Here is a 16,704-nt window from a genome sequence, read left to right on the forward strand (position 1 = left end):
TAAAGCGTATCTATTTTGTACAAATGAAAATAATATTGTACAAAAAAACAACAGTGTTTATAAAAAAGATCATTTTATTTAATGACGTGTTGTTAAAAGTGTACAATTTGGCAATTGTGTGGATTACCGGCATTCTGTATTATATTTGTAATCCATGAATATACTTATCTTGAAAAAGCCGCTTATAACTCTGGGATTACTGTTTTCACTCGTTTTTTTTATTTCCTGTGAAAGCGACCCCAACGCCGACATTGCAGATGTAGAACTTCCTCTGGATTTTTTCCGGACAGACAGCCTGATGCTCGCTGCATCAGATGCGCTTGTGAATGGAGGTGAAAAAGACTATATGAAGGTGTATACCTCCTTTCTCCTGCCGGAGAAGGAATTTTTTTATCAATGGATAGGCATTGACGAAATGCTTCGGGGCAAACCGATTTCTTCTGAAATGGCTGATACCCTGATTGCGCAGAATATTGGCCCGCTGCTTGCCGATCCCAATATTTATCATTTGCTGGACACTGTGCGCCAGGTATTTCCTTACGATTACGATTTTTTTAAAAAAATCAGCCCTCCCCTTAAGCGGCTGGTAAAGTATATTCCTGAGGTCGAGATTCCCGCTTTTCGCACGCATGTCAATGGTTATATCCCTGAAGGGGATTTGCGTACTGCCGATCAGATGGTTTTTCTGGGTAAATACTTTAGTTTTGGGTTGCATTATTTTCTTGGCCCCAATCTGAAATATTACCCGGTAAATATTCCCAAATATCAAAAGAAACGATTTTCTTCTGAATACCTTGATGTAATGATGATCCATGAAATTGCAGAAGGAATGGTCGATCCTGTGGATCTCAGTGGTCAGCCAACTCTTCTCGATCAAATGATTCGCGAAGGGATAAAGCAATACTTTATTCACCAGCTTCTGCCCCATACGCCCGACTCCCTGCTGCTTTTGTATTCCGAAGCGCAAATGAAGTGGGCTAACTATTATGAGGCAAGAATTTATAAAGAGCTGAGTGCCAGTATGTACAGTACTGATTTTATGGTTCAGAGAGATTTTCTTACAGACAAACCTTATACGACTACGCTTTCCCTTGAATCGGCCCCCCGCCTCGGTGAGTTTCTGGGCTGGAAAATTGTCGATGCTTATATGAGCAAAAACCCGCAGGAAACCCTTGGCGATCTGATAGAAAGGAAAGACTATGATGCCATTTTTAAGGCCTCCCGATACAAACCGCTTAGCTTCGAATGAGGCATTTTGTAGTGTAATGTATAGGCTTAAATAAATTTACGAATACCGTACAAATTGATCAATTTGCCTTCGGGTTGAAAGTATAAGTGTACATTCAGCTTCGAGGAAGGTAAATGGCAAAGCAACAGCAAAATCGAGATTTGCGTATCAGCCAACGGCTGAAAATGACTGCCTGGGGTATTGGCTCAATCGCGGTACTATTGGCCGGGTTGTTTTTTATTCGTCCCAACTACGATGAAAGGGCTGCCTTGCAACAAGTCAGGGTTTACGCCTCAAAAATCCCCCGGGGGGGAACTACCGGCACAGCTGCTGCAACCTCCGCCAATACCGCTACGATCATGCAATTGGTTGGGGAAAAGAAAAAGCTGGATGAGAAAAAAAATCTCTCTCCTGCAGACAGGTTGCTCCTGCTTTCGATTGAAAAAAGATTGCGCCTATGGCGCGAAATAGATGATCATGAATGGCGGATATCGTTTCGCAATCAGCAATCCGATTTTTCTTACAAAGAACTACAGACGCGCATTGATTATCTGAAAACTGAAATCAAACTGGAAAACGACCGTATTCAGGCAACGGAATGATCGCAAATGCTAAAAATACTCTTCGGCTGATCTTTCGGCTCATATTGGTTTCCGGAATCCTTTCGGGTTTTGCCTCTCTGTCGGCGCAATGTACAGACCTGGCTTATGACACGGTTTTTTCTGTTTCATGGGATGGTACTATTCCCGACGGATGGGATGCTTCTCAAACTAAAGACGGCGGTGCCTGGCAAATAGGAACCGGAGGCTTTGGGTTTTTCCGAAATCCGGGTAATGGTAGTTGGATATATGTGGATGATGAGGCTGGAAATCAGATTGGTCGGGCAGAACTGGTAACACCGGAAGTGGATTTTGCAGGATTTCAGGGGAGCATGGTCTTGAGTTTTTTTCTGAATTTTCAGGAATATGCAGGAAAAGGCAAGGCTGCGGTAGAGCTGGGGGTGGGCAGCGAATGGGTGGAAATATGGTCAGAGGAGACGGATTTTTCGGGAAAAGTGACGCTTGAAATTTCCAGTCCGGGATTGATTGCCGGACGTTTCAGGTTTGTATATGAAGATGGCGGCGAATGGGGCTGGGGGATGGGTTTAGATGAAATAACGCTTACCGGCAATGCCAATCGCTGTGATGATGGAATTTGTGGTACGGGCGAAACGCCGGAGCTTTGTCAGGGTGATTGCCCGAAGCTCAGTGACCCTGCGCCATTGTGGATACCAATCGGTGAAGATCTTGCCGGTAACCCGGTGAAATACCGTTACTTCAAAGGCGGAACGGCATGTGATGATTGTTCGGAGTCTGTGGACCTGGGCTTTCCCTTTAATTTTTTTGGCAGAAAATACAGCCAGGCATGGCTCAATCTCAACGGGAATCTCACTTTCGGAGAAGAATATCTGGCGTTTACGCCTGAGCCATTCTGCCTGGGAGGGCCGCTGATGATCGCTCCGTTTTTTGGTGATGTGGATCTGTCCAAAGGGGGCGAACTGCGATATTATGCAGATCCTGATGGGCATTATTTTATTGCGACATGGATTTCTGTGGGGTATTTTGGTTGTAGTAAGCAGGACTGTGATCTGAAAAATACCTTTCAGGTCATTCTTATGGACAGCACTATCGGTGAGATTCACAACCAAACACTTCCCTCCTCAGCGACCATTGTCTTTACCTATGGCGATATGCAGTGGACAACCGGAACTTCTTCGGGTGGGGTAGAGGGGTTTGGGGGAAGTGCAGCTACGGTTGGCAGCAACCTCGGCGATGGCAAAACCTGCTATGACTATGGCACATTCGGCAGAGAGGGCTACGCCTATCTGGGCAATTCTCAAACAGATGCCTGCCCCCCCAATGGCGTTGACCATCTGGATTTTCGATCGGTGTACGTCAACGGGCGCGACGGAGATCTGGTAGTTCCTTCGGGAATGGTAGTTCTGACAGGAGTGGCCGAAGAAAACGGGAATCAGCTTCGGTGGACGATAGATCTTCCGGTGATTGTCGATTATTTTGTGGTGGAAAGGTCCTCTGACCAGCAGTATTTTGAAGAGTTGGAGATGGTTTTTGGCGGAAAAGATGTGCAAAATACCTCGCCGTATTATACTTATCTCGATTCTTTGCTTCCTGCTTATGATCCTGCGTGGTACAGACTGGCGCAGATAAGGGCCGACGGTTCAATCTTTTACTCCGATACAGTAGCAATTACCCGAAACAATCCTGAACAACGGGTTCAGAATGATGATTTTGTCATTGAAAAGGCTGGTCCGAATCCATTCGAAGACCAGTTGTGGGTCGCTTATGAGGCAAAAGGAGAGTTTTCCGTAAATTATAAACTGGTCGATATGGCAGGCAGGCAACATCTGGGGGGAAATATGCGGGTTGTGCCAGGAAAAGACCAGTTAAATCTGGAAATGCCGGTTTTGCCTTCCGGGATGTTTATCCTGACGTTTTTTTACCCTACAGGACAAGCACACATCAATCTGATTCGCCGGTAAGATCAGTAAAATCTTCTTCCTGATACCATAAAAACTCCGCTGAAGGTAAGGAATACCAGTACCAGCCAGGGCGCGTAAGCGCGTGAGGGCACCGGCTGTGTTTTTGCTACCTCAAAGGCGCGGTCATAAAAATGATTGAGGGCGCTTACTTCCATCAACTGCGGAATATCATCCCCCGTGACAGTTACGGGAATTACATCAATTTCGAGAGAATCGTACGATTGATTTTGTGTATTGAAGTAATAAAACAACACTGGCCCCAGGTTAAAAGTGCCGGGATAGGCGGGAATAATTTCGTAGACAAACTGTTTTCTGCTCACAAGCGCTGAATCAACAAACTCCCTGGAAGTATAAATATGTGGTTCGAAATAAATGAGTTTTTCATTTTCATGAATGACCGGCGTTTTCACCCAATCTGGATTGCCTGTCCCTGAAATGGCAATTTCCAGTCTGATATTCTCTCCTGTTGTATAGGTTTTTCGTGAGACTTCATGGAAAATAGAAAAAACGCCACTCGCTGGTGCTTTTGTGAAATGGGTTTGAGGCAAGGGACGGGCATAAAAACTGGCCGGAGGAACGGCCATCTGTCCGGGATTGACCCGGCGGTTGGCACCTTTGCGGCGATCTGCTGCGGAGGTATTTCTTGCAATTTGTTGTTGCTCAGTTTGCAACGTGATATGCTGTAGCGTAAAATTTCCCGGTCGGGTAGGGAAGAGGTATAGTTTGGCGAGGGTAAATTCTGTTTTACCGTCGATATGAATAGAATGGGCTGACTCCGGATTGGAAATACCCTCAATTTGAAGTCCTGTAAGGTCTATTTGTCTGGCAAGTTCTTCGATACTTACAGGTAAAAATCTGAGAAATTTTTCCTTCCCGGTTGTAACGGATGCTCTGATCTCTGCGGTGATTTGATCTCCTACAAAACAGGTATCACGGCTAAATACCAAACGTACAGTTGCTTGTGTTGTAATGTCTTCAAATTTATACAGGATAGAAGGTTTTTCCACTTCTATGAGGAGTTTACGTGTGCGTTTTGTTCCGGAGGGGGTTATTACTTCAAAAGAAGGTACGGTAAATTTTCCTGTCCTCAGAGGGTAATAGGACTGGACATAATGAATTTCTCTTCCCTGGCCACGCGAGAGGGCAGGGGCATTGGCTGAAACTTTCGAAAAACCATCCATCTCCGGAAATACAGGAGTGGACGGCAGGGGGTTTCCGGTTACAATCAGTATAAGTTGCAGCTGTTCATCCAGTGTGATAAATGGCTTACCGGTAAACAACCGGATTTCCTGGCCATATACCATCTGTAAAAAAATCATTAAACAACTTACCAGAAGAATTCGTTTTTCCATTATAGCCTGGTAAAATAATAATTCATCTTGGAGAAATCGTTATTTACGAAAACTAGGATTTTTTTTACATATTCTGACTTAAATCGAGGTTAATCGGTTGAAATTGACGTATGAATGAACAAAAAAAGAAAATAGTCCTCGCTGTGACGGGGGCAAGTGGCAGTATGTATGCCCGACGACTCATGTCACAGCTCTCGCAAATGGACCATGTGGAAGTAGGCGTGGTTTTTTCGAAGAATGCGCCTGATGTCTGGCGACATGAGTTGGGGGAAGAATGCCATTCGCCTTTTCCTGTATATGACCGGTCAGATTATCGCGCACCATTTGCCTCCGGGTCAGCGCGCTACAACCATATGGTGATTATGCCCTGTTCTATGGGTACTTTGGGGCGTATTGCCTCCGGCCTTTCTGATGATCTGACAACCCGTGCTGCGGATGTGATTCTCAAAGAACGGCGACAGCTGATTTGTGTGATTCGCGATACCCCGCTCAACCTGATCCATATCGAAAATATGCGTACCGTCACGCTTGCCGGAGGAATTATTCTTCCTGCGGCGCCTTCTTTTTATTCGCATCCCAAAGATTTCGACGAGCTCGCGGATACGGTTACGCACAGAGTGCTTGACCTGATGGGGCTTAATCCGGGAGCATACCGGTGGGGAAATTAAGCGCTGGTGCTTTGACGTGAAAAGTTTTCGGATTTCTTTCCGATGCTTGCAGATTATTCTATATTTAGGCGTGTGATTTCCCTGCCACGCATATTATCCATCCACCCATTTAATAGCTACAATTTATGATCAAGTTAGGCGTCATTGACCAGGATGTTAATCCGGAACAGATTGATCAATACCTGAATCAGGTAAAAAAAGTTACCCGCCTGGATTGGGGAAGGAAACTAAAAGAAGAACAAAAGGGGAAATGGGCGGATTTTAGCCAGCTTGGGCCCGCCAGTGAAATGGGGGTCCGTGAAGTACAGACAACCTTAAAGGAAGCCGGCTTTTTTCCCAATGGCAATGTCGATGGGATCTGTGGTTATGGTACCCTTTCCGCCATCCGGTTGTTTCAGGAATATGTGCGGACAATAGAGGGAAAATCAGCAATTATTCCCGATGGGGTTGCCGGATCAATGACATTCACTGAGCTGAAAAGGTGGAAATCCGAAGGAAAAAAAGCTGACTGGACAGACATTCGGAAAACCTGGCAACAATGGGTCGACAATGGCAATCAGGTTCCCCCGGATATTGACAGCGAATATGCCACCTGGCTTAGGTTTTTGGATACGGTAAAGGCCAGCTATCTGCAAAAGCCCAGTCGTATGCTTACGATGGTCAATAAACTGCCACAAGCATCGAAAATCGATACGCTGAAAATTGCAGACTGGGATTTCCGTCCCGGACATATACATCTGGTCGGTATCCGCAGAAAAGGTGATGGCAGTGTCCAGAAGTTTGACGATGTGCTGATCCTTTTGATCAATGGCATGGTGTTTAAGTTTCAGGGTTCTACAGATCCCGGGGCAACCAAGAGTTCTAAGGGTTTTCCATTTTTAGTACAGGGGCAGCACAATTATCACTTCGGCTGGCATGGGATTAATAGTGAAAATGGGGCAAAAACCCATCAGGCGCTAAAGCCTTTAAGTGTGGATATTCCTGGCGGTGGAGTTGCCGTAGTGCGATCCAAAGACCTCAATCTGACTGAAGCGGATTTGGTCGGCGATCTGGAAATCAACAATTCTATTAATATCCACTGGGCAGGAAAAGGGCTGGACCGAAATGTCGATACATGGTCGGAAGGGTGTCAGGTGATCACAGGTGCCGGATACGCCAATCATCACAACCAGCCGATCGATTGTAAGTCTTTTGCGGCAGTAGGAAACTCAGACCTTGGCATCAAAGGCCTCACCCGCGGCGCTTACAATGTTTTGCTGGATCTTGTTACGGCTTTTTCTACAACTTTTTCCATCAAGTATATGCTATTGGTAGAAGAAGATCTCGCACTAAGCCCTGCAATTATGAAGATTATTGGGCAGGCGCGTGAACAGGCCCGGACAAAAATAATGTAGCTTATTCTAGGGCTGAATAAACAATTTGTACCAATCTTCTATTTCCGCTGGCCTGGGAGGGAAGCCTTCCTGCACGATCAGACGGTGGTTGAATGTGAGCGATTGCTTTTTGATGAGTTGGTATTCAATTCGCGCTGCCTTCTTGTCGTACGAATGGCTCCCCATATTATTCACCGCAAAAAGACCGTAGTCTCTGGCGTGCCAGTAAGCGGGAAAATGAAGATTGGACGGGTGGTCCATGATAATGACGGAAGTAGTTTTTCCTTCTACGTTTCCTGAAAGTCTTATCCAACGGGCCGTTTTACCCCAGGCATCTTGATCCGTTAGATTTTCACTGGTGAGATAACTGCCTGAAGTAGTCAGGTTTTGTGTTACGGGCTGGTCTGTGACACGTCCGTTTGAACCGATACGGCGTGCTGGTTTGGTATTGGAGAGTTCCATTTCCTGCCGTAGCCGGATGCCGTACATTCCTTCTTTGGAATCTGTAAATGTTACAGAATCAGCTTTTGCTGTAAGCCTGGTTTTTCTGTCCACTATCCAAAAATCTTTGCCAGCAGAGAACGTGTAAGTGGTATTTTCTTCCAACAATACCTTATCATCAGGAGCCAGCCATTCCGATCGCGTACGGATCACGGCTTGTCCCTTTTTTTCTTTCATACTGATGATATCCCGAAGCACAATTGTTCCATATTGGTTCCGCTTATCCTCTGGGATAGCATCAGAATTATTCCAGAAATCCAGGCCGTTCACATCTCCGTGATTAAACCAAATCCCTACATGGTGGGGGTGATCCACCCGGTCGCCAGTTCGGGGTTCCATCGGAAAACCACGCGTTAACTCTATACCTGAAGTTGTTTTTACCGGATAGAGAACTGGTTTTTTCAGACTATCAGGAAAAATCAGCCGGGTTACCATTTGTTCCCCTACCCGAATTTCCACTTCCTTGCCCGTGTGGTGCAGGTGTACAGGCGTTTGGGCAGATAAAGGCAGATACATAAGAAAGTGTAAAATCAGGAAAGGGAAAATGGCCGGTTTCATAATATTATCCGTTAAATCCGAGCACGCCTTTTTGTTTTTCTTTTTTCTCTATGATTACTACCGTAAAGTATATGCCATGCTCGGTACTACTGGGAACAATATACTTAATTCCTTCAATCTGGTCTTCAGGAATAATTTCATAGAGTTTTTCGGTCACGTCTACAGAGCCCATATCAAAGGCTTTTGTCTCAAAGTAGAGGGTAATAATTTTTTGTTTTTCTTTCATAATCTTCAATGTAAGAGGTTTTGAGGGTAACTGCAACTAATTGCCCACTGTGTTGGGGAAAGACGGAAGTGGCCAAAAATTATTGTAAAAAAATAAAAAAGTTTAAACATTAATGTTTAAACATCGTTATAGGTGTATAAATCAATTTTTATACAATTTTATTATCATTATGAAAACGTTAAGTATCCTTACTACTATTTTTGTTTTGGGTCTGAGCACAGTATTTGCCCAGAAAACATGGAATGCAGATGCTTCCCATTCGAACATTAACTTTACGGTTACGCATATGGTCATTTCCGAAGTTGATGGTTCCTTCAAAGAATTTAATGCAACTGCGGTGACGAAGGGAGAAGGTTTTGAAAATGCAGAGATTTCATTTACTGCAAAAACAGCTTCGATCAATACAGCCAATGACCAGCGCGATGAGCACCTGCGGTCAGTCGATTTTTTTGATGCAGCTACTTATCCTGAGATTACATTTAAGAGTAAATCTTTTACCAAAGCAGCTGATGGAAAATATACGCTGGTAGGGGACCTGTCGATGCATGGCATTACCAAAGAAGTTACTTTGAACGTGGTAAATAAAGGCACAGTCAAAGATCCATGGGGCAATGAGCGCAGTGGTTTTAAACTTTCTGGTACCATCAATCGCTTTGATTATGGGTTGAAGTGGAACATGGCTTTGGAAGCCGGAGGACTGGTTGTCGGAGAAGAAATTCAAATAAATTGTAATATTGAGCTGGTAGCTGCCAAATAGTAGCTATATTCATATTACTATTTAATAATATCCCCTCCGGCTTCAACCGGAGGGGTAAACTTTTGAAAAGATGAAATTAGAAGATGCAATAAAGCAAAAGACACCTTTTAAAAGTGTCAGGCAAAAACTGGCTGTGAACATCATCTATACACACAACTGGCTTACTGACCTTCATAAAGATGTCTTTAAACCTTATGGCATTACACCCCAGCAGTACAATGTGCTGCGGATATTGAGGGGGCAGCATCCAAATCCGGTTTCGACTTGCGTCATTCGTGAGAGAATGCTAGACAGGATGTCCGACGTTTCAAGAATCGTAGACCGGCTTGTAAAAAAGGATCTGGTGATTCGTCGTACTTGTATGGAAGACAAACGCCTGGTTGATGTATTTATCAGTGAAAGTGGCATGAATCTTCTTTCCGCTGTAGACGATCTGAATTACCAGATGGATCAGGTATTTTCAAGCCTTACCAATGAGGAGGCTGAGCAACTCAACGACCTGCTGGATAAACTTCGGGGAGATTAATCAAAATCCCCAAAATCATCTGTTCCCGGAGTTGTCGGCGTTCCCGGTTTATCTGTATCATCATCCGTGACGGGCTTGCAATTAAGTGATACATCCACACCTGCCGGCTTTTTAAATCTCTCCATGGGAAGTTGAATCCGTGAGTCAGCATATACGGATTTCATATATAAAGCCCAGATAGGCAAAGCCATATTCGCACCTTGTCCATATTTAATTGAGCGGAACCGCATTCTGCGATCTGCAGCACCTACCCATACACCTGTAACGAGGTTGGGCGTTACTCCCATAAACCAACCGTCAGACTGATTTTGGGTAGTACCTGTTTTTCCGCCTATTTCGTTTTTGAAGTCATATCTGAAACGAAGCCTTTGTGCTGTTCCCTGATCAACCACACCTTTGAGCAATTCTATGATAAGGTAGGCATGTTCTTCACTCAGCACGTTTTTAGGCTCAGGTTCAAAGCTCGCGAGTATATTTCCCGACCGGTCTTCGATGCGGGTGATAAAAATCGGCTCAATCCGGTTGCCATTGTTGGCAAATGTGCTGTAAGCATGCGTAAGTTCCATGACACTAAGATCGGTTGTGCCGAGACAAAGTGCAGGGACCTCGTCGAGTTCGGTAGAGATCCCCATGCTGTGCGCAAAACTCGCAACTTCATGTGGGCCGAGCTTTTTCATAAGTCGGGCGGTAACGAGGTTTACGGAGTTTGCCAGTGCATATTTTAGTGTCATTTTCCCGCCAATACTTCCATCGGAGTTTTTGGGAATCCACCGGTTGCCACCGGGGTTGTCAAAAACCACGGGCTGGTTGAGTTCAATATCGCAAGGCTTAAAGCCTGAACGTACCGCAGCACCATACACAAATGGCTTAAAGGTTGAGCCTACCTGACGTTTGCCCTTCGCTACGTGGTCGTATTTAAAGTATTTGAAATCAATACCCCCTACCCAGGCTTTCACATGGCCATTGGTCGGATCGATAGAAATCATGCCGGTTTCGAGAATACGGGCGTAGTATTTCAGCGAATCGAGAGGGGTCATCGTGGTGTCAAGCTGCCCCTGCCAGGAGAAGACGGTCATGGGCACTTTTTGTCTGAATTCTTTCTCAATCTCAGTGTCTGACTTTCCGGCTTTTTTCGCGTTGATATACCTTTGTGATTTGCGTTTGAGATCGATGAGGATGGATGGATCTTTGTCCAGTTGTTTAAGCCCCCGGTTTTCCACCTTGTCAAAATCGGTCTGAAGCGTGGTCATATGCTCCCTTACTGCATTTTCGGCATGGGCCTGCATCCGGGAATCTATGGTCGTATAGACCCGCAGACCATCTGTGTACAGGTTGTATTTGCTGCCATCTGCCTTTTTATTTTTTTCGCACCACTTGGTCAGCTCTTCCCGCACATATTCACGAAAATAGGGAGCGAGACCTTTGATATGCGTTTGTTCCTGGTCGGTAAGGGCTGCCTGAATAGGAATATTTTTAATACTGTCAACATTGACCGCTTTGGGGTCAATAAACTCATATTTGACCATTTGATCAATGATCGTATTGCGGCGGTTTTGTGTTTTTTCCGGATAACGAAAGGGATTATATACCCCTTGTCCTTTCAGCATTCCCACAATCATCGCAGATTCTTCGATGGTAAGGTCTTTGGCAGACTTATCAAAGAGGCGGTTGGCGGTTGTTTCTATTCCATATGAGTTTCCGAAAATATTCACCGTATTGAGATACGCCTCCATGATTTCCTGCTTGGTAAACCGGCGCTCAATATAACCCGATACCAGGTATTCCTTTGCTTTACGAATAAGCGTACTTTGTTGCCCCACTTCATCGTAAAGATTGCGCGAAAGCTGCATCGTAATGGTACTCCCTCCGCGAAAATCACGACTGCGGATATACTCCGCGATAATGGTAAAAAACGACTTGGGATCTATGCCCGAATGACCATAAAAACGCACGTCCTCTGTCGCTATCAATGCATTCACTACATGTTCAGAAACCTGATTAAGCTTGACATTTACCCTGTTTTCGCGTGTATAGTATTTTTGCAATACTACATTATCCGAAGAAATCAACTGCGTGGAAAGGTCAGACTCAGGGTTTTCTACCAGATCCATTGGCGGAAGGTCTGTAGAAACAAAAATCAAAAAAGCCAGCCCCGCGAGTATGCCTAGTCCCACAAGACTCAAAAATATCATTCGCGGTACCTTAAAAGAAGGATTGAAACTGAACCCCAATTTTGGCCGCTTCAGGGTCGCAGAGATTTCTTTTTCTGCAATTTTTTCGATGTCTATAGTATGTTTTTTGGGCGCTCCGTCCATGTGCTGGTTATTTATTCCTTCTTATTAACGCAAATATCGCGACAACTAAGCAAACAAATATCGTACCTCTCAATATTTTTTTTGGAAATAAAAAACCAATCAGTTAGTTTGGTCGTATGGTTTAACCAACTGGTTAGTTAAAATGAGTAAAGACGACAATACCGAAAAGAGAATTCTGACTGCCGCCCGGAAGATTTTTTATGAGAAAGGCCTGGCTGGTGCAAGAATGGAGGAAATCGCGCAGGAAGCGGGAATCAATAAAGCCATGTTGCATTATTATTTTCGCTCTAAGCAGAAATTATTTGAGAAAATATTTCAGGAAGCCTTTGCGCAGATCTTTCCCCGATTGCTGGCAATTATTATGAGCGATGAGTCTCTGGAAGAAAAAATAAAACAAATCAGCTACATGTATAATGACATGTTATCTGAAAATCCGCTGTTACCCTTGTTTGTGCTGAGTTCAATCCAGCGAGATGCGGATTCCTTCATACAGTCGGTGTTTCTCGATGCGCCCATTCAGCCCGCTGAAGTGATGGCAAAACTTATGGCCCAGATTCAGGCTGAAGTGGCTGCCGGTAAAATTAAGCCTGTAGATCCCCGCGACCTGATTATTAATCTGATTGCCATGTCTGTTTTTCCATTCATGATGAAGCCCGTCCTCACCCGACTCTTTGGTTTGTCTGAGCAAAGTTTTTTGTCATTTATACAGAAAAGGAAAGACACTGTGTCTGAATTCGCTTATCGTGCTATTTCGTCATCTGAATCTTTACCTGGTCAATAAATCTCCGGAATTATGAAAAAACTCTTTCTGTTAATCCCGATGAGTCTGGCTTTTGTTTTTTCTTATAGTCAAACTCTCTCTCTTGAAGAATGCCACAGGGAGGCCATGGAGCAAAGCCCGCTTCAGCAGCAGAAAAATCTGATCGCGTCTGTCATCAGTCTGCAAAATCAAAATCTGGCTGCGGCCTTTCTTCCCAAACTTTCGCTTACTGGTCAGGCTACCTGGCAGTCGGATGTGATTACTTTTCCCGAACTCGGCCCTGGGGCTGCATTTCCCGAAATCCCGCATTTCCAATTTAATACGGCACTCAATGTCAGTCAGATTGTATTTGATGGCGGGGCAGTGAAAATGGGCAAAGAACTCAATGCCGTCTCACAACAGGTACAGACTCAGGAAACGGAAGTGGAAATAAACAAAATGAAAGAAGTGGTCAATGAGCTGTACTTTTCTATTCTCCTGTTGGATAAAAATGAATCCATTCTGACCCAAACGCTGGAGCAACTGGCTACGCGGCGCGTATCGCTGGAGTCTGGGGTGCGCAATGGGGTAGTTTTAAAAAGCAACCTCGATGCTTTCGACAAACAGATCCTGCTACTCCAACAGAAAGTGGACCAGCTACAAGCCGACCGGCGTGCGCTGTTGCACGTGATGGAAGACTGGACCGGGCGTAATGATCTGTCCGGAGCCTCACTGATTGTTCCTGAATATAGCCAACCTGTACCTGAGCAACTCAGCGGGCGGCCTGAATATCAATTGTTTGACCTTCAACAACAGCAGCTGTCACAAGGAAGCGAACTGCTCAAAGCCCGCACCCTTCCGATTGTATCTGCTTTTGTTATGGGGGGGATCGGACAACCCAACCCCTTCAATTTTCTCGAAACCACGCCTTCGCCTTTTATGCAAGCCGGGGTAAAATTTGCCTGGACCCCCTGGGACTGGAATCAAACCCAAAGGGAAAAGGAAATAGCCTCAGTCAGAAAGGAAATGGTATCGACCCGTAAGCAGCAGTTTGATCTCGGTATCCGCGCTAGTATCCGAAGAGATGAGGAAATGATACAAAGCCTTGAGGATCAGATTGAAAAAGATAAAAAAATCATAGCACTGCAACAATCTATCGTCTCCCAATTTAACGCGCAGTTTGAAAATGGGGTCATAACTTCCGCGGAGTATCTGGCAGAAGTTACGTCCCTGACAGAAGCACAACTTAACCTGGAAGCGCATACCATTCAGGCCGCCCGTTCCCGGGTAAGTATCCTGACAAAAACCGGTGTATTGTAATCAGCTTTTAACCATTCATACAATGAAGATAAAATATTTCACCTACCTGCTGGCAGTTTCTGCTTTGGGCCTGATGGCCTGTAACCGCGAGGTCAATACCTCTGATGCGCATGGAAGTTTTGAAGCACGGGAAGTGCTGGTTTCGGCGGAAGCCAATGGCAAACTTCTTCGTTTTTCTGTGGAAGAGGGGCAAAATCTTAAAGCCGGCGAAGTTGTCGGGTATGTCGATACAACACAACTCTACCTTCGCAAACAACAACTGCGGGCTGCCATCCGTGCGGTATTGGGCAAAAAACAGTTGATACAACCTCAGACCAATGTGTACGAAGAGCAAAAGGCAAACCTCAGGCGGGAAATCAGCCGGGTAGAAAAATTGCTGGCAGATGGCGCCGCAACCCAAAAACAACTCGACGATCTTACGGGGCAGCTCGAATTAGTCGAAAAGCAGATGATTGCCCATATCACCACGCTCAATACAGCGAATAAGGGGATTTCGGGTGAAGTAGATCCCTTATTGGCCCAAATCACCCAGATCGATGACCAGATTGCTAAAAGCATTCTCCGAAACCCTATCGACGGGCAGGTTCTCACCCAGTATGCGGAAGAAGGGGAAGTAACCAACTTTGGCCGTCCACTATATAAAATTGCGGATGTGAGCGAACTCCTCCTGCGAATCTATATCCAGGGCGATCAACTGGATGATCTCAAGGTCGGACAGACCGTAGAAGTACTCGCAGATGCCGATGCCCAATCCTATCACCAGATGCAGGGCACGGTAACATGGATCTCGCCGCAGGCAGAATTTACCCCCAGATCCATACAGACAAAAACGGAGCGAACGACGCTCGTTTATGCAGCCAAAGTCAAAGTAGTGAATGATGGTACGCTGAAAATCGGTATGCCCGGAGAAGTGAATTTTATCTCAGGTGTCGCCAGCAACTAATCAGGATATGAAAGCCATTTCCATTCAACAAATCAGCAAGTCCTACGAAGAAACGCCTGCCCTGAAAGGCGTAAGTCTGGAGATAGAGCCGGGAGAATTGTTTGGTCTGATCGGACCAGACGGAGCGGGTAAAACTTCCCTGATCCGCATTCTCGCTACGCTGATTCTTCCTGACGAAGGTAAAGCCGAGGTATTGGGGTATGATGTGGTAAAAAACTACCGGGAGATCAGAATGCGGATGGGGTATATGCCGGGTAGATTCTCCCTGTATTATGATCTTACCATTCTGGAAAATATCAACCTCTTTGCTACCATCTTCGGTACAACGCTGGAAGAAAATTACGACCTGATCAAAGATATATACAGCCAGATCGAGCCTTTTAAAAATCGTCGTGCCGGTGATCTTTCCGGAGGAATGAAGCAGAAGCTCGCCCTTTCCTGTGCCCTGATTCACAGTCCTGAGGTGCTGTTTCTCGACGAGCCCACAACCGGCGTAGACGCCGTTTCCCGCCGCGAATTCTGGGAAATGCTGAGAAAACTCCGCGAGCGCGGCATCACGATTCTCGTTTCTACGCCCTATATGGATGAGGCTAGTCTTTGTGATCGTGTGGCGCTGATCCAGAACGGAAAAATTCTCCAGGTAGATTCCCCCGAAAATATTGTCGGCCAGTTTGACCGGCCTTTATATGCAGTCAGGGCTGGCAATACCTGGCAGTTGCTCAACGACCTCCGGTCTTATCCGCAGGCAAACTCGGTGTTTGCCTTTGGTGAAAGTGTACACTATACAGATAAAAGGACTGATTTTCAGGATAGTATGCTTTCCCAATATCTGGAAGCCAGGGGCCATGCCCATGTGCAGATTGAACCGGTACGCGCCAGCATTGAAGATTGTTTTATGGCATTAATGGAGTAGTTATGGCATCAATTGTAGCAAAAGAACTGACCCGTACCTTCGGTAGTTTTACCGCAGTCGATCATATCTCCTTTTCGGTGGACGAAGGGGAAATTTTTGGTTTCCTCGGCGCAAATGGTGCGGGAAAAACCACGGCCATGCGGATGCTTTGCGGCCTGCTTTCTCCTTCCGGCGGCGAAGCCACGGTTGCGGGTTACGATATTTTCCGGCAGACTGAAAAGGTCAAACGAAGTATCGGCTATATGAGCCAGAAGTTTTCACTCTATGAGGACCTGACAGTCGCGGAAAATATATTTTTCTATGGGGGTATTTATGGCCTTAGCCGGAAAAATATCCGCACCAAAACTGGCGAAATGTTGGAAAAACTTGGCCTTACCGGGGTTCGCAACACCCTTATCCGCGATCTTCCTCTGGGCTGGAAACAGAAACTGGCGTTTTCCACTGCCATTCTTCATGATCCCGGAATCGTATTTCTTGACGAACCCACCGGAGGCGTGGACCCGATAACGCGCCGCCAGTTTTGGGATCTGATCTATGAAGCTGCCCACAGTGGGGTAACTATTTTTGTGACCACCCACTATATGGATGAGGCAGAATATTGCAACCGGATTTCCATTATGGTGGATGGGCGAATTGACGCGATGGGTACCCCCGAAGAACTGAAGCGTCAGTTTTCGGCAGACAGCATGGACGAAGTGTTTGTCAGCCTGGCACGCCCTGCCAACTCTCATTGATTCATTGATTCA

16 protein-coding genes are annotated in these 16,704 nt (G+C 45.6%); 12 read left to right on the forward strand and 4 right to left on the reverse strand.

The genetic code is table 11. The features are described from left to right. Positions 1–154: 154 nt before the first annotated feature. The 3 genes from R3D00_13185 (at position 155) to R3D00_13195 (ending at position 3,767) form a co-directional block, all read left to right on the forward strand. A complete protein-coding gene (locus tag R3D00_13185; GenBank protein ID MEZ4774131.1) occupies positions 155–1,249 on the forward strand; it encodes a hypothetical protein in 1,095 nt (364 codons plus the stop codon). Between the two features lie 140 nt (positions 1,250–1,389). Next, complete coding sequence (locus tag R3D00_13190) at positions 1,390–1,830, forward strand: hypothetical protein (GenBank protein MEZ4774132.1); 441 nt, start codon at positions 1,390–1,392, stop codon at positions 1,828–1,830. Then, positions 1,827–3,767 carry a hypothetical protein gene (locus tag R3D00_13195; GenBank protein MEZ4774133.1) on the forward strand — a complete coding sequence of 647 codons (1,941 nt, stop codon included), beginning with the start codon at positions 1,827–1,829 and terminating at the stop codon, positions 3,765–3,767. Before R3D00_13190 ends, R3D00_13195 begins: the two co-directional genes overlap by 4 nt. Before the next feature lie 2 nt (positions 3,768–3,769). Here R3D00_13195 and R3D00_13200 read toward each other — a convergent pair whose 3' ends face one another. Beyond that, positions 3,770–5,119: a BatD family protein gene (locus tag R3D00_13200; protein ID MEZ4774134.1), complete on the reverse strand. Its 1,350-nt coding sequence runs from the start codon at positions 5,117–5,119 to the stop codon at positions 3,770–3,772. A 110-nt stretch (positions 5,120–5,229) separates the two neighbouring features. Between R3D00_13200 and R3D00_13205 the strand changes: the two genes are divergently transcribed. Together R3D00_13205 and R3D00_13210 are read left to right on the forward strand one after the other, a co-directional pair. Further along, positions 5,230–5,787 carry a UbiX family flavin prenyltransferase gene (locus R3D00_13205; GenBank protein MEZ4774135.1) on the forward strand — a complete coding sequence of 186 codons (558 nt, stop codon included), beginning with the start codon at positions 5,230–5,232 and terminating at the stop codon, positions 5,785–5,787. A 125-nt stretch (positions 5,788–5,912) separates the two neighbouring features. Then, positions 5,913–7,181 (forward strand): hypothetical protein, encoded by a 1,269-nt coding sequence (locus R3D00_13210; GenBank protein ID MEZ4774136.1) that lies wholly within the window; start codon positions 5,913–5,915, stop codon positions 7,179–7,181. Between the two features lie 6 nt (positions 7,182–7,187). On the opposite strand, the gene R3D00_13215 is transcribed toward R3D00_13210, so the two are convergent. Further along, positions 7,188–8,219 (reverse strand): PmoA family protein, encoded by a 1,032-nt coding sequence (locus tag R3D00_13215; GenBank protein ID MEZ4774137.1) that lies wholly within the window; start codon positions 8,217–8,219, stop codon positions 7,188–7,190. Positions 8,220–8,223: 4 nt separating this feature from the next. Further along, on the reverse strand, positions 8,224–8,445 hold the full coding sequence (locus R3D00_13220) for a hypothetical protein (GenBank protein MEZ4774138.1): 222 nt from the start codon (positions 8,443–8,445) through the stop codon (positions 8,224–8,226). A gap of 169 nt (positions 8,446–8,614) precedes the next feature. Here R3D00_13220 and R3D00_13225 point away from each other — a divergent pair, with 169 nt between their 5' ends. Both R3D00_13225 and R3D00_13230 read left to right on the forward strand, forming a co-directional pair. Then, complete coding sequence (locus R3D00_13225; GenBank protein MEZ4774139.1) at positions 8,615–9,202, forward strand: YceI family protein; 588 nt, start codon at positions 8,615–8,617, stop codon at positions 9,200–9,202. 70 nt (positions 9,203–9,272) lie between these two features. Then, the gene (locus tag R3D00_13230; GenBank protein MEZ4774140.1) at positions 9,273–9,728 is read left to right on the forward strand and encodes a MarR family transcriptional regulator; all 456 of its coding nucleotides are present in this window, start codon (positions 9,273–9,275) and stop codon (positions 9,726–9,728) included. Here the strand turns inward: R3D00_13230 and R3D00_13235 are convergent. Further along, positions 9,725–12,043 carry a PBP1A family penicillin-binding protein gene (locus R3D00_13235; GenBank protein MEZ4774141.1) on the reverse strand — a complete coding sequence of 773 codons (2,319 nt, stop codon included), beginning with the start codon at positions 12,041–12,043 and terminating at the stop codon, positions 9,725–9,727. The two genes, R3D00_13230 and R3D00_13235, sit on opposite strands and share 4 nt — an antisense overlap. Before the next feature lie 142 nt (positions 12,044–12,185). Here R3D00_13235 and R3D00_13240 point away from each other — a divergent pair, with 142 nt between their 5' ends. The 5 genes from R3D00_13240 to R3D00_13260 are packed head-to-tail and all read left to right on the forward strand — an operon-like array spanning position 12,186 to position 16,692. Beyond that, the gene (locus R3D00_13240) at positions 12,186–12,824 is read left to right on the forward strand and encodes a TetR/AcrR family transcriptional regulator (protein ID MEZ4774142.1); all 639 of its coding nucleotides are present in this window, start codon (positions 12,186–12,188) and stop codon (positions 12,822–12,824) included. A 12-nt stretch (positions 12,825–12,836) separates the two neighbouring features. Continuing rightward, on the forward strand, positions 12,837–14,102 hold the full coding sequence (locus tag R3D00_13245) for a TolC family protein (GenBank protein ID MEZ4774143.1): 1,266 nt from the start codon (positions 12,837–12,839) through the stop codon (positions 14,100–14,102). A 22-nt stretch (positions 14,103–14,124) separates the two neighbouring features. Further along, positions 14,125–15,045, forward strand: coding sequence for an HlyD family efflux transporter periplasmic adaptor subunit (locus R3D00_13250; protein MEZ4774144.1), 921 nt, complete (start codon positions 14,125–14,127; stop codon positions 15,043–15,045). A gap of 7 nt (positions 15,046–15,052) precedes the next feature. Continuing rightward, positions 15,053–15,958 (forward strand): ABC transporter ATP-binding protein, encoded by a 906-nt coding sequence (locus R3D00_13255; protein MEZ4774145.1) that lies wholly within the window; start codon positions 15,053–15,055, stop codon positions 15,956–15,958. Positions 15,959–15,960: 2 nt separating this feature from the next. Beyond that, positions 15,961–16,692 carry an ABC transporter ATP-binding protein gene (locus tag R3D00_13260; GenBank protein MEZ4774146.1) on the forward strand — a complete coding sequence of 244 codons (732 nt, stop codon included), beginning with the start codon at positions 15,961–15,963 and terminating at the stop codon, positions 16,690–16,692. Positions 16,693–16,704: the final 12 nt, after the last annotated feature.

The sequence above is a fragment of the Bacteroidia bacterium genome (genome assembly GCA_041391665.1).
Classification (GTDB): domain Bacteria; phylum Bacteroidota; class Bacteroidia; order J057; family J057; genus JAGQVA01.

Bases quoted from the DNA above. Each gene is read 5' to 3' on its own strand.
- R3D00_13185 (MEZ4774131.1), top strand. From the start codon at position 155: ATGAATATACTTATCTTGAAAAAGCCGCTTATAACTCTGGGATTACTG.
- R3D00_13195 (MEZ4774133.1), top strand. From the start codon at position 1,827: ATGATCGCAAATGCTAAAAATACTCTTCGGCTGATCTTTCGGCTCATA.
- R3D00_13200 (MEZ4774134.1), bottom strand. From the start codon at position 5,119: ATGGAAAAACGAATTCTTCTGGTAAGTTGTTTAATGATTTTTTTACAG.
- R3D00_13205 (MEZ4774135.1), top strand. From the start codon at position 5,230: ATGAATGAACAAAAAAAGAAAATAGTCCTCGCTGTGACGGGGGCAAGT.
- R3D00_13210 (MEZ4774136.1), top strand. From the start codon at position 5,913: ATGATCAAGTTAGGCGTCATTGACCAGGATGTTAATCCGGAACAGATT.
- R3D00_13215 (MEZ4774137.1), bottom strand. From the start codon at position 8,219: ATGAAACCGGCCATTTTCCCTTTCCTGATTTTACACTTTCTTATGTAT.
- R3D00_13220 (MEZ4774138.1), bottom strand. From the start codon at position 8,445: ATGAAAGAAAAACAAAAAATTATTACCCTCTACTTTGAGACAAAAGCC.
- R3D00_13225 (MEZ4774139.1), top strand. From the start codon at position 8,615: ATGAAAACGTTAAGTATCCTTACTACTATTTTTGTTTTGGGTCTGAGC.
- R3D00_13230 (MEZ4774140.1), top strand. From the start codon at position 9,273: ATGAAATTAGAAGATGCAATAAAGCAAAAGACACCTTTTAAAAGTGTC.
- R3D00_13235 (MEZ4774141.1), bottom strand. From the start codon at position 12,043: ATGGACGGAGCGCCCAAAAAACATACTATAGACATCGAAAAAATTGCA.
- R3D00_13240 (MEZ4774142.1), top strand. From the start codon at position 12,186: ATGAGTAAAGACGACAATACCGAAAAGAGAATTCTGACTGCCGCCCGG.
- R3D00_13245 (MEZ4774143.1), top strand. From the start codon at position 12,837: ATGAAAAAACTCTTTCTGTTAATCCCGATGAGTCTGGCTTTTGTTTTT.
- R3D00_13250 (MEZ4774144.1), top strand. From the start codon at position 14,125: ATGAAGATAAAATATTTCACCTACCTGCTGGCAGTTTCTGCTTTGGGC.
- R3D00_13255 (MEZ4774145.1), top strand. From the start codon at position 15,053: ATGAAAGCCATTTCCATTCAACAAATCAGCAAGTCCTACGAAGAAACG.
- R3D00_13260 (MEZ4774146.1), top strand. From the start codon at position 15,961: ATGGCATCAATTGTAGCAAAAGAACTGACCCGTACCTTCGGTAGTTTT.